Here is a 12,537-nt window from a genome sequence, read left to right as displayed (position 1 = left end):
CCCCGCGAAGTATGCCGCAAGGCGCTTGGCCCCGCGGGATTCCGTTGTTTCGACTGGCCAACCGCTCAATGCGAGGCGACAGGCGTCGACGGTGCAGGCGCGACTTGTCGTTTCTGTGACGCACCGGCACCCCCTCCACAGGAGATCGGGCGTCAACCCGGCTCTTTCAAGCACGATAACCGCGGCAAGATCAACGGAGACGATGCGGTTGTGACCAAGTAGAGGAAACGATGCAGGAAGCGGCAGGGACTGGCATGAAAGTTCTGCTACCGGCGCAGGCACGGGTCGGCGCGCCACCGCAGGAATGGCGCCGGAACGCGCCGCCGTCCGATCAGGCCACCCGTTCGACCAAAGCGGCGTATTCCGCGCGCAGCTCCGCCTCGTCGGCCGGATGCGGAACGGCCGAGATCACCGCCTCGGCAGCCTTCGCCCGGCGCTCCGCCTCGCCGCGCAGCGGCTGCACGGCGCTCGAGACCTTGCGCATCTCGCCTATGTCGCCGTTGCAGTGGAGAACGACGTCGCAGCCCGCGGTGATCGCCTTGGCGCTGAGCTCGCCGATGTCGCCCTGCAGCGCCTTCATCGACATGTCGTCGGTCATCAGCAGGCCGTCGAAGCCGATCTCGTTGCGGATCACCTGCTCGATGACGATCGGCGACAGGGTCGCCGGGAAGGTCGGGTCGATGTCGGAGTAAAGCAAATGGGCGGTCATCGCCGCCGGCAGATGGCGCATTGCCTTGAACGGCAGGAAGTCGGTGCGCGACAGTTCGGCGCGGTGGGTCGGGACCACCGGCAGCGACAGATGGCTGTCCGCATTGCCCCGGCCGTGCCCCGGCAGATGCTTCATCACCGGCATCACCCCTCCGGCGGTCAGGCCGTCGGCGGCCGCACGGCCGAGCGTCGCGATGGTCGTCGCGTCCATCGAGAAGGCGCGGTCGCCGATCACCGAGTTCGCGCCCTCGACGGGCATGTCGAGGCAAGGCAGGCAGTCGGCGTTGAAGCCGAAACCGGCGAGGTCCCAGGCGATAAGGCGGCCGTGCAGCCAGGCGGCGCGCTCGCCGGCGGCCGGATCGGCATCGTAGATCGCCCCGAGCGTCGCCGCCGGCGGGTAGGACGGGGCCAGCGGTGGCCGCAGCCGCTGCACCCGCCCGCCCTCCTGATCGACGAAGACCGGTGTCGAGATGCGGCCCCCCGCCTCTTTCAGGCTGGCGACGAGGTCGCTGACCTGGGCCGCCGATTCGATGTTGCGCCCGAACAGGATGAAACCCCAAGGGTGCTCGTCGGCGAAGAAGGCGCGCTCGTCGGCCGACAGGCTTAGCCCCGCGACACCAGCGATCCAGGCTTTCGATCCGGTCATGAAATCTCCCTCGCAAACAGAAAGGGGCGGCCTGCACGTCGGCGGCCGCCCCAAGAATCAGATGATGGGCACGCGGCCGAGACCGAGCCCGGCCGTGATCATGTTAGCGGGCGACGAAGCAGTTGCCGCCGGCGGCCTTCAGCTGGCCGCAGATGTCGGAGGCATCGTCCTTCGAGGCTGCCGCGACGCGGACGCGGTAGAACGTGCCCTTGCCGGGGATCTCGGCGGGCTGGATGCCGACGGCGCGGCCCGAGATCACGCCGGAGAACTTTGCCCCCAGGCTGCGCATCGACTGCTGCGCCGCGGCCTCGGAGGGCTGCGACGAGATCTGCACGTAGTAACCGCCTGCAGCCGATGTCGCCGCAACCGGGGCCGGCTTCGGCGCGATGGCCGCGACCTGCATCGGGTCGGCGGCCTCGTCCTGCTGACGCGGCGCGGGTGTGACGTCGGCGACCTGCTGCACGGAACCAGCGGCCGGCTCGACCGGCGCAGCGGCCTCCGGCGCAGGGGCAGCCTCGACTGTGCGCACCGGCGGCGGCGGTGCGGCGGGGATGGCGGCGACGGCCGGCGCCGGCGCCGCCGGGGCAGCTTCGGCGGGCGCGATCGTGCCATCCGGCCGCACAACCATGGTCCGCACCTTGCGCGGCTGCAGGACGGGAACCGGCGATTCGGCTGCGCCATCGGCGGCGGCGACCTCGATCCGCTCCTGGCTCGGATCGACCTCCGCCGACTGCGCCCCGATGGGGTCGACGCCCGGCAGATCCTGATAGGCGGCGGGCTCCTCCTCCACCGGAAGATCGATCGGCTCCTCGGCATCTGTCAGCAGCGCCTGCTGCGTGGTCGAGGCACCGGCTTCGCCGTTGACGCGGTTGTAGACCGCCTTGTTCTGGTTCGGGACGGTGCGACCGCCCGGATCCTTCGGCACCATCTTGAACGGCTCGTTGTCGGCCTTGATCAGCAAGGGTTCGTTCGAGGCCTGAAGACCCGCATCGGCGGACTTCCCATTCCACACGAACAGGCCAACGACGCCGATCAAGGCGAGCGACAGCACGCCGCCGCCAACCGTCACCGCCGTCCGGCGACGCGAAGAGCGGGCGATCGGTGCCGGCGCCGCGTCGTCGGCATAGTATCCGTCGTCTTCATACTGAGCCGCATCGCCAGCACCCTGGCCGTGCGCTGCCGCATCATCCTGCTGGTAATAGCCGGGATACGCCTGTGCACCGCCATGCACCGGCTCTTTCATCACCGCCAGCTCGCTGGCGATCAGCTCGTCGAACTCGTCGAGCTCCGGCTGGGCGGGCTCATGCCGGTAGTCGTCCACCACCCGCTCGGGGGCGAAGGACTGGGTTTCCACGACGATGACGTCGCGCGGATTGGCGGGCGCGCTGAGGCCGTGGATCGCGGTCTCGAGATCGGCGCCGAGCGAGCGGCCGCCGGTATAGCCAGAGCGGCCATGCGTGACGGTGGCAGTCGTCGCTGTGGCCGGGCGCATCGGATCCGCGGCCGCCGGGCGGCTGCCCCGCGGAACGATCCAGCTCTGATAGGCATCGGCAGAATCGGCCTTCGACGGCGCGGCAGCCTGACGCTCGGGCCGGCGGGTCGAGGTCGCCGCCGGAAACTCGTCGCCGAGGGCGGCTTCGAACGCGGCATCGAAATCGCGATCATGCGGCGCTAGCGGCGCATGGCGCCCGGCCGAGTCGACCCGGCTTCGCGTGCTGGTGGACGCTTGGACGTAGCGCTCATGGTCGGAAATGGGGCGGACGGCGGGAGCGCGGCTGGCATGGGTGTCCATCGCCAGTTCGGCCTCGAACATGTCGGCGAGCTCGGCGAAGGGATCGCTGTCCTCAGCCCTCGAGAGGGGGACGCCGCGACCCGGATTCTTCATGTCTCCCATGCCGCCAAACTCCACTTTTTCCGTCCCAGGCCGGCCTCGGAAAGGCTCGCCGGAAGGACTTCACCGCTATGAGACGATATTGACCAAAGCGTGATCCATCACCGCATTTCCTCCGGTGCATGGACGCCGATCAGCGCCAGACCTGAGGCAATGACGGCCGCAACCGCGCGAACCAGGGCCAGTCTCGCCAAGGTCAACCTTCGCTCTTCAGGGTTAACAAAGCGTAAGCCAGGCACGTCCCGGCCACGATTATACTGGGCGTGGAAAGTCTGGGCGAGATCATAGAGGTAGAAGGCGATCCGGTGCGGCTCCTTCGCCTCGGCGGCCGACTGCACCAGGCGCGGATATTCGGCGAGCTTGCGGATCAGCCCGATCTCGCCCTCGTCCGCCAGCAGCCCCAAAAGCGCCGCGTCGCTCTCGGCGTCGGTGACGGCGATCCCCTCGCCCGCCGCCTGTCGCTCGACCGCCTTGGCGCGCGCATGCGCGTACTGGACGTAGAAGACCGGGTTATCCTTCGACTGCTCGGTGACCTTCTGGAAGTCGAAGTCGAGCGGCGCGTCGCTTTTGCGGAACAACATCATGAAGCGGACGGGATCGCGCCCGACCTCCTCGACGACGTCGGCGAGAGTCACGAAGTCGCCCGAGCGCTTCGACATCTTCACCGGCTCCCCGTTGCGGTAGAGCTTGACCAGCTGGCAGAGGACGACGTCGACCTCGGCCGTGCCGCCGGAAACCGCCTTCGCGACCGCTTCCAGCCGCTTGACGTAGCCGCCGTGGTCGGCGCCGAGGACGAAGACCATCTCTTGGAAACCGCGGGCGAACTTGTCCTGGAAGTAGGCGACGTCGGCGGCGAAGTAGGTGTAGCTGCCGTTCGACTTGACCAGCGGGCGGTCCATGTCGTCGCCGACATCGGTTGAGCGCAGCAGTGTCTGCTCGCGGTCCTCGTAGTCCTCCGGCAGCTGGCCCTTCGGCGGCGGCAGCGCGCCTTGGTAGACGAAGCCCTTGTCCCGGAGATCGTCGATCGCCATCGCGATGCGGCTGGCATTGGCGCCCTCCGGCACAGCATGCAGCGTCCGCTCGGAGAAGAACACCTCGTGCGTGATGCCGAGCAGTTTCAGGTCGTCGCGGATCATCATCATCATCGCGTCGATGGCGTAGTCGCGGATGACCGGCAGCCATTCGGCCTCGTCCTGGCCAAGGAACCGGTCGCCATAGCGGATCGCCAGCGCGTGACCGACCGGCTTCAGGTAGTCGCCGGGATAGAGCCCAGCCGGGATCTCCCCGATCGTCTCGCCCATCGCTTCGCGGTAGCGCAGGAAGGCCGAGCGGGCGAGCACCTTCACCTGCTCGCCGGCATCGTTGACGTAATACTCCTTCACCACCGTATTGCCGGCGAAGGCGAGGAGGTTGGCGATGGCGTCGCCGACCACCGCACCTCGGCAATGGCCGACATGCATCGGTCCTGTCGGATTGGCCGAGACGTATTCGACGTTGATCTTGCGGTCGGTCGTCGTGCCGCGGCCGTATTGCGCGGCATCCGTCAGGAGGACGGCGAGGTGCTTGGTCCAGAAGGCGGGCTGGAGCCGCAGGTTGATGAAGCCAGGGCCGGCGATCTCGACCGCCGCGACGTCGCCGTCCTCCCGCAGCCGCACGGCGATCGCCTCCGCAAGATCGCGCGGCTTCAACTGCAGGGGCTTGGCCAGCACCATCGCGGCATTGCTGGCGAGGTCGCCATGGCTGGCGTCGCGCGGCGGCTCGACGGTGATCCGCGACAGGTCGGCCTCGGCGATTCCCTGAGCGGCCAGAGTCGCTTGCACGGCGGCTTTGATGCGAGTCTCGAAGTCGGCGAAAATGTTCATGTAGAGGTTCCAGAAGGGATCGCAGGCGGCCCGGCGCGCCCAAAGGGCGGGCGGTGGACGGACCATAGAGGAAGGCCCGCCATCAGGCGAGGATCGGCGCGCCTAACGCAAATCCGGAGTGGCGTCAAACAGCCGGCGGTGCTCGGCCAGGGCATAGCTGTCGGTCATGCCGGCGAGGTAATCGGCGACGCGGCGGGCCTGGCGCGCCGGATCGGACGCCGCCGTCATCGTCCCGCCATCGCCGTGCATCTCTGCGGGGTCGTCGAGGTAGCGGTCGAAGAGATCGGCGACGACGGTCTCCGCCTGGTCCATCACCCGCATGATCGCCGGGTTGCGGTAGACGCGGCTGAACAGGAAGCGCTTGGTCTCGGCCTCCGCCGCCTGCATCGCCGGTGAGAAGGTCACCAGCGTGCGACCGGCATCGCGCACGCCGTCGGCATCCACCGGCCCGAGCGCTGAGAGCGCCGCGAAGGTGGCGCGGATCACGTCCTCGACCATGCGGGTGATGTGCCGACGCATGATCTCATTGATCAGCCGCGGCCGCTCGAGGCCGGGATAGGCGGCGCGGACCTCGCGGAGGATGCTGCCGGCAAGCTCGAGCTCTGCGAGGTCCTCGATGTCGATAAGGCCAGCCCGCAGGCCGTCGTCGAGATCATGTGTGTCGTAGGCGATATCGTCGGAGATCGCCGCCGCCTGCGCCTCTAGGCTGGCATGGCGGGAGAGGTCGAGCGGATACAGCGCGTCGACGTCGAGGATCGGCTGCGGTACCGGCTCGCCGTTCGCGGCGGGTCCTGTCAGCGGACCGTTGTGCTTGACCAGCCCCTCCAGCGTCTCCCAGGCAAGGTTCAGCCCGTCGAACTCGGCATAGCGCCGCTCCAGCGCGGTGACGATGCGCAGCGACTGGGCATTGTGGTCGAAGCCACCGAAAGCCGCCATCTTCGCCGCCAGCACCCGCTCGCCGGCATGTCCGAAAGGCGTGTGGCCGAAATCGTGCACCAGCGCCACCGCCTCGGTCAGGTCCTCGTCGAGCCGGAAGGCCCGGGCGAAGGCGCGGGCGATCTGCGACACCTCGATCGTGTGGGTCAGCCGCGTGCGGAAATGATCGCCCTCATAGGCGACGAAGACCTGTGTCTTGTGCTTGAGCCGGCGAAAGGCGGTGGAATGGACGATGCGGTCGCGGTCGCGCTGGTAGGGCGTGCGGGTCAGGCTCGCCGGCTCCGCGACGAAACGGCCGCGGCTTGTCGCGGGATCGACGGCGAAGGGCGCACGGCCGTTCTGTCCCATGCCGATGGCGGGCATCTCAGCATCGGTCATGTCCGGATCGGTCCACTCTGGCTGGGCGCGGCGGCAAAGCCCGCGGGCGGCGATGGGAAACGGGGACGCGGATTGACCGTCCCCTCCGGCGTGCATACTTAAGGCGCAGCGTTTCAACAAGCAGAGGCCGGATGCCCGCCAAGGCGGATGCCGGATGAGATCATGAGCGAAACGATCCCCGTCACCGTCTCCGACGCCGCCTTCAAGCGGATTGCCGCGATCGTCGCCAAGAGCGATGCAGGCCGCGCGCTGCGCATCTCGGTCGAGGGAGGCGGCTGCTCCGGCTTCTCCTACAAGTACGACCTCGCCGACGATGCGACGGCCGACGACCTCGTCCTCACCAAGGACGGCGCCACCGTCCTCATCGACCAGGTCTCGCTGCCTTACCTCGACGGGTCGGTGGTCGACTTCGTCGACGATCTGATGGGCCAGTCCTTCCAGATCCGCAATCCCAACGCCGTCGCGTCCTGCGGCTGCGGCACCAGCTTCTCGGTCTGATTCCCCGCTTATGCTCATCGCCACCTGGAACATCAACGGCATCAAGGCCCGCATCGACACGCTGCTGGCCTGGCTCTCCGAGCGCTCGCCCGACATCGTCTGCCTGCAGGAGATCAAGAGCGTCGACGAGGGATTTCCGCGCGAGGCGATCGAGGCGCTCGGCTATCACGTCGAGACGTACGGCCAGAAGGGCTTCAACGGCGTCGGCCTGTTGTCGAAGGTGCCGCCAAAGGATGTCTCACGCGGCTTGCCGGGCGACGACAGCGACGAGCAGTCACGGTTCATCGAGGGCGTCTGGCGGGTGGGAGAGCGCACGATTCGCGTCGCCTCGATCTACCTGCCCAACGGCAATCCGATGGGCACAGAAAAGTTCGACTACAAGCTGCGCTGGATGGCGCGGCTGGAAACGCATGCACGGAAGCGGCTGGAGGAGGAGAGCGACCTCGTGCTGGCCGGCGACTACAACGTCATTCCGCAGCCGGAAGACGTCAAGTTCCCGCAAGCCTGGCTCGGCGACGCCCTCTACCAGCCGGAAAGCCGCGCCGCCTGGCGCCGTCTGCAGAATCTCGGCCTCGTCGACGCACTGCGGGCGACGACGTCAGAGGCCGGCATCTACACGTTCTGGGACTACCAGGCCGGCGCCTGGCAAAAGAACAACGGCATCCGCATCGACCACCTGCTGCTCTCCCCGGAAGCCGCCACCCGCCTCGCCTCCGTCGGCATCGACAGCCACGTCCGCGGCTGGGAAAAGCCGTCGGACCACGTGCCGGTGGTGATTGAACTGGCGGTGTGAGACGGGGGCGATCCCTCAAGCGCTCGTCATCCCGGACTTGATCCGGGATCCATTCCTCTCCGCGTCAGCGCCGCTCCGGCCCAGATCAGCATCCAAATATCAAACGGTTTGGAATGGATCCCGGATCAAGTCCGGGATGTCGAGCGTCGCGTGAACAAGGGCAGGACGTCCTGCGCGGGCAGAGATGCAGGCCGTCGATCTTGGCGACCGGAGGTCAGCGACAGCCGTCCTCAACCTATTTGCGCGACCTCTGACCGCGACTGACCGTCTTTTGGCCGAACCAGTGCAGTACGCCCGCACGACGCCCAACCTTGCTGCCCTCAGTTCCCCGCGAACCCCCTGCCGCCTTCGGCATAGGCGAGCGCCGTGCGGCGGTCGGCTTCGGTGGCGAGCGAGAACGCCTCTTCCTGCAAGGGGCGGATCCAGGCTTGGTCGGTCGGCTCGGCCTGCTTCAGCGCCGCGGTGAGCATGGCAAGACCGCGGACCGGCTCGGCGCGCAGCTTGATCTTCTCGCCGTCGAACAGGAGATAGCCGAGCAAGGCCTGGGCGCTGACATTGCCTTTTTCGGAGGCGAGCTTCAGCCAGCGGGCGGCCTGCCGCGGGTTCGGGCGACCACCCTCGCCGTTCAGGAGCATGCGGCCGAGCTGGTACTGCGCGCGCGGATCGCCGAACACCGAGGCGGCGTGGAAATAGAGCTGCCGGGCCTGCGACAGGTCGACCGAGACCGGCGAGTCCGGAATGCCCTTGCGCATGTAGTCGGCAAGCGCGGTCACCGAGCTCGCGACATAGGCGGCGTTCGGCGAGGATGACGTGTCGTCCTGCTCGGCATTGATGATCTCCTCGAAGATCTTGAACGCCTCGAAATCGTTCTTCGGCACGCCGTCGCCTTCGGCATACATCTGACCAAGCTTCCAGCGCGCGCCGGGATGGCCTTTGTCGGCGGCATAGCGCAGGGCTTCCACCGCCTCGGTCTTCTCGCCGCGCTTGTAGGCCTTGAAGCCGAAGGAGAAGAGCTCCATCGGGCCGGCATCGGGGGTGACGAGGGTGTTCGGATCGAGCGCAAGGCTCGGCCGGACGCCGACGCCGACGACGGCAGCGAGCGACAACGCCGCGAGGATTAGCGCGCGCGGCAGGCTGCGGCCGGCGCGGGAACCAGCCGTCAAGGAGACGAGGGCTGCCCTAGAGGTCTGCATAGGTGTGCTTCTCGGCAGCGCCGCCGGGATGGGTGACGGCGCCCTGGCGGGCGGAGCCGACCTGCTGTGCGTATTTCCAGATCGAGCCCGAGGCGTAGTTGGTCTCCCGCGGGCGCCAGGTGGCGGCGCGCGCTGCCAGCTCTTCGTCGCTGACGCGCACGGACAGGGTGCCGGCGATGGCGTCGAGATCGATGATGTCGCCGTCCCGCACATGCGCGATCGGGCCGCCGGTCGCCGCCTCCGGCCCGACATGGCCGACGCAGAAGCCGCGGGTGGCGCCGGAGAAGCGCCCGTCGGTGATCAGCGCCACCTTGTCGCCCATGCCTTGCCCGTAAAGCGCAGCGGTGGTTGACAGCATCTCGCGCATGCCCGGTCCGCCGCGCGGGCCCTCGTAGCGGATGACCAGCACGTCGCCTTCGGCATAGGCCTTGCTCGAGACCGCCGCAAAGCACTCCTCTTCCGAGTCGAAGCAGCGCGCGGGGCCGGAGAAGATCAGGTTGCCCATGCCGGCGACCTTCACGATCGCGCCGTCCGGCGCGAGGTTGCCGCTGAGGCCGACGACGCCACCGGTGACGGTGATCGGCTTGTCGGCCGGGCGCACGACGTCCTGCTCTTCGTTCCAGGCGATCTTCGCCATGTTCTCGGCGAGCGTCAGCCCGGTGACCGTCATGCAGTCGCCGTGGAGATAGCCGTTGTCGAACAGCGTCTTCATCAGCAGCGGAATGCCGCCGGCCTCGAACATGTCCTTGGCGACGTAGCGGCCACCCGGCTTCAGGTCGGCGATATAGGGCGTGCGCTTGAAGATCTCGGCGACGTCGAAGAGGTCGAACGCGATGCCGGCCTCGTGTGCGATCGCCGGCAGGTGAAGCGCGGCATTGGTCGAGCCGCCCGAGGCGGCGACGACGGCTGCGGCATTTTCAAGCGACTTCCGCGTGACGATGTCGCGGGGCCGGATGTTCTTGGCCAGCAGTTCCATGACCTTTTCGCCGGCGGTGTAGTTCAGCTGCTCGCGGATCGAATACGGGGCTGGCGCACCGCAGGAATAGGGCAGCGCGAGGCCGATCGCCTCGGCGACGGTCGCCATGGTGTTGGCGGTGAACTGCGCGCCGCAGGAGCCGGCGCCCGGACAGGCCGCCTGCTCGATCTCGGAGAGGCCAGCATCGTCGATCGCGCCGACCGAGTACTGCCCCACTGCCTCGAACACGTCCTGAACCGTCACTTCCCGCCCGCGGAAAGTGCCCGGCAGGATCGAGCCGCCATAGATGAAGACAGAGGGAACGTTCAGCCGGACCATCGCCATCATCATGCCCGGCAGCGACTTGTCGCAGCCGGCGAGACCGACGATCGCGTCATAGCCGTGGCCGCGCATGGTCAGCTCGACCGAGTCGGCGATCACCTCGCGCGAGACCAGCGAGGCCTTCATGCCCTGGTGGCCCATGGCGATGCCGTCGGTGACGGTGATGGTGACGAACTCGCGCGGCGTGCCCTTGGCGGCAGCGACACCCTTCTTCACGAACTGCGCCTGGTGCATCAGCGAGATGTTGCACGGCGCCGCCTCGTTCCAGCAGCTGGCGACCCCCACCAGCGGCTGGTGGATCTCTTCGGTGGTAAGGCCCATGGCGTAGAGATAGGAGCGATGCGGCGCGCGGGACGGGCCTTCCGTCACATGACGGCTCGGCAGTCTCGACTTGTCGAATGTTGTTACCAACGCCACATCCCTCACATACCCATCAGGACCAGCGCCCCCGCGCCATGCCTGCCGCCATTCCCCCCGAATGACGACCCTGAGGTGAGCGTCGTTTATGGCGGCAAGGCGGCAATGTCCCGTTGGGCGTGTATAGCCGATGCAAGATTGCAATAGTGTTGCCAGAAGCCCACAAGGCTATGGGATCGTATGGCAGGAACACGCGGTAAGGCGCTGTACTGAAACCGAAAAAGGCGCACCTCCCGGCGCGCCCATCAATTTTGTGCAGTGAACACTCAACGCCGCATCAAACGGCGGGAATCGTGCCCTCCGCGTTGGCTCCGCAGCTCGCTGCCGGTTGAAAGGCTTGACCTTTTCATCCGGTGCTGCTGCGCCGCCGGAGCGTACTCTCAGAAGCTGAGCTTCAACGAGGCGTTGCCGGCGTAGACGAAGGTGCCGTCCACGCTCCCGTTGAAGAAGGCGCCCTCGGAGATCTTCTGCTCGCCGGACGTCCAGTAGCCGACGAGACCGCCGAAACGGATCTCGCTCCACTTGTTCTGCTTGAACGAGACGCCGCCGGAGACGGTGTAGAGATCGGTGTAGGTCGTCTCCGCGCCGGTCGACACGCCCTTGTCGTAGCCGAGCGTCAGGACGCCGGAGATCTCGTCGTTGAAGGCGCGGCCGATGCCAATGCTGCCGGTGTATCCGTCCTTCCAGTGATAGGGCGAGAAGCTGGAGGATGAACCGAGGGTCGGGCTCGAGATCGTGCTGACGACCTCGTTATTGGTGCTCCAGTCCGTCCAGCGGAAGGAACCCAGCAGCAGCGTGCCGGGCGCAATGCCGGTCTGGGCGTTGATGGTCAGCGTCTGCGGGCTGACCGCATCGCTGAGGACTGAGTCGACGTTGAGGACGCTGCCGACGCCCAGCCCACGCTGCGCCAGCGCCGCTGAGACGGCACCGCCGAAGGCGGTCGGAATGCTCGCCTGCTGACCGTTCGGCAGGGTCAGGAAGGCGGTGTCGGAGATTTCGACCGTGCCGGAGCCGCGGATATCGTCGTGCCGGACCTCGGAGCGGTAGAGGATCTGTGCGCGAAGGGCGATCTCCGGGCGCTCATAGGCCGCGCCGATGCGGTAGCCAAGTTCGAAGTCGCCGTCGCTGTCGACGTCGACGAGCGTCGGCAGCGTGATCTGCGCGCCACGCAGAGCCGCGACGAGCCCTGCCCCTTGGGCACCGGTCGACCGGAACAGCGGGTTCAGATTGCGCTCGCCGATGCTGCTGCCGTCGAAGCTGAAATCCTCGACGAACAGGCCGCCGATGAAGCTGAACCGCGCGGCCTCGGTGGAATAGCTGACACGGCAGGTCGCGCCGAATTCGTTCGTAGTGAAGTCCGTGCTGATCGTCTGCGACGTCGAAGTGGCAGAGGATGTCTGGCGCGGAAGGGCACCGTTCGGCGCGCCGCTGTAGTCGGCCTCGGCCGCGAACGGGATGGTGTAGGTTCCGGCGCAGGCGAAGCCTTCATTGCCGAAGGCGACGGCGAGCGACGGGATCTTGTACGTCCCGGTATAGTCGCCGAACTCGCCCCTCTGGCCGTTGATTGAATCAAAACCGCGGTTGGGGTTGACGTAGGTGAAGCCAAAACGCGACGACACCGCGCCTTGCTCGTAGAGAATGTCGGTATCGGCAGCGCCCCGCTGGAAACCGCCCGCCATGGCCATCGACGCGGAAAACACCAACGCCAGTGCAGTTCCTGCCGTGATCAGCTTCAGAGTCCGCATCGCTTGCCCCCACCCGTGTTCGTCCTCCCCCGAGGAGCCGGGCTTTCACATCCCGTTGACGAGAACGTAAATGAAAAGATCGGGTTTGCAACGGAACGAAATGCGTCCCGCGGTTGCCGACGACAGTTTCGCCACAGTCTCGTCGCTTCCGGCACTGAGTCCAGAAACACCGT

At 67.2% G+C, this 12,537-nt stretch carries 9 protein-coding genes; 2 read left to right on the top strand and 7 right to left on the bottom strand.

The genetic code is table 11. The features are described 5' to 3' along the window. Positions 1-331: 331 nt before the first annotated feature. From nagZ to ACZLZY_RS02570, 4 genes are all read right to left on the bottom strand, one after another. The gene (gene nagZ / locus ACZLZY_RS02585) at positions 332-1,354 is read right to left on the bottom strand and encodes a beta-N-acetylhexosaminidase (RefSeq protein WP_472931863.1); all 1,023 of its coding nucleotides are present in this window, start codon (positions 1,352-1,354) and stop codon (positions 332-334) included. Between the two features lie 103 nt (positions 1,355-1,457). Further along, the gene (locus tag ACZLZY_RS02580; RefSeq protein ID WP_472931862.1) at positions 1,458-3,248 is read right to left on the bottom strand and encodes an SPOR domain-containing protein; all 1,791 of its coding nucleotides are present in this window, start codon (positions 3,246-3,248) and stop codon (positions 1,458-1,460) included. Between the two features lie 98 nt (positions 3,249-3,346). After that, positions 3,347-5,107 (bottom strand): arginine--tRNA ligase, encoded by a 1,761-nt coding sequence (gene argS, locus ACZLZY_RS02575; protein ID WP_472931861.1) that lies wholly within the window; start codon positions 5,105-5,107, stop codon positions 3,347-3,349. A gap of 102 nt (positions 5,108-5,209) precedes the next feature. Continuing rightward, the gene (locus tag ACZLZY_RS02570; protein WP_472931860.1) at positions 5,210-6,421 is read right to left on the bottom strand and encodes a deoxyguanosinetriphosphate triphosphohydrolase; all 1,212 of its coding nucleotides are present in this window, start codon (positions 6,419-6,421) and stop codon (positions 5,210-5,212) included. Positions 6,422-6,583: 162 nt separating this feature from the next. Here ACZLZY_RS02570 and ACZLZY_RS02565 point away from each other — a divergent pair, with 162 nt between their 5' ends. Then, the gene (locus ACZLZY_RS02565; protein ID WP_472931859.1) at positions 6,584-6,919 is read left to right on the top strand and encodes a HesB/IscA family protein; all 336 of its coding nucleotides are present in this window, start codon (positions 6,584-6,586) and stop codon (positions 6,917-6,919) included. Positions 6,920-6,929: 10 nt separating this feature from the next. Beyond that, on the top strand, positions 6,930-7,712 hold the full coding sequence (gene xth, locus ACZLZY_RS02560; protein ID WP_472931858.1) for an exodeoxyribonuclease III: 783 nt from the start codon (positions 6,930-6,932) through the stop codon (positions 7,710-7,712). Positions 7,713-8,032: 320 nt separating this feature from the next. Here xth and ACZLZY_RS02555 read toward each other — a convergent pair whose 3' ends face one another. The 3 genes from ACZLZY_RS02555 to ACZLZY_RS02545 form a co-directional block, all read right to left on the bottom strand. Continuing rightward, entirely contained in the window at positions 8,033-8,905 is an 873-nt protein-coding gene (locus ACZLZY_RS02555; RefSeq protein WP_472931857.1) for a tetratricopeptide repeat protein, read from the bottom strand. Next, positions 8,892-10,613: a dihydroxy-acid dehydratase gene (gene ilvD, locus ACZLZY_RS02550; protein WP_472931856.1), complete on the bottom strand. Its 1,722-nt coding sequence runs from the start codon at positions 10,611-10,613 to the stop codon at positions 8,892-8,894. The genes ACZLZY_RS02555 and ilvD overlap by 14 nt, the downstream gene beginning before the upstream one ends. 386 nt (positions 10,614-10,999) lie before the next feature. Then, a complete protein-coding gene (locus ACZLZY_RS02545) occupies positions 11,000-12,364 on the bottom strand; it encodes a long-chain fatty acid transporter (RefSeq protein WP_472931855.1) in 1,365 nt (454 codons plus the stop codon). Positions 12,365-12,537: the final 173 nt, after the last annotated feature.

Source organism: Mesocryomonas lacus (assembly GCF_055730135.2).
This window is presented reverse-complemented; position numbering and strand designations above follow the sequence as displayed.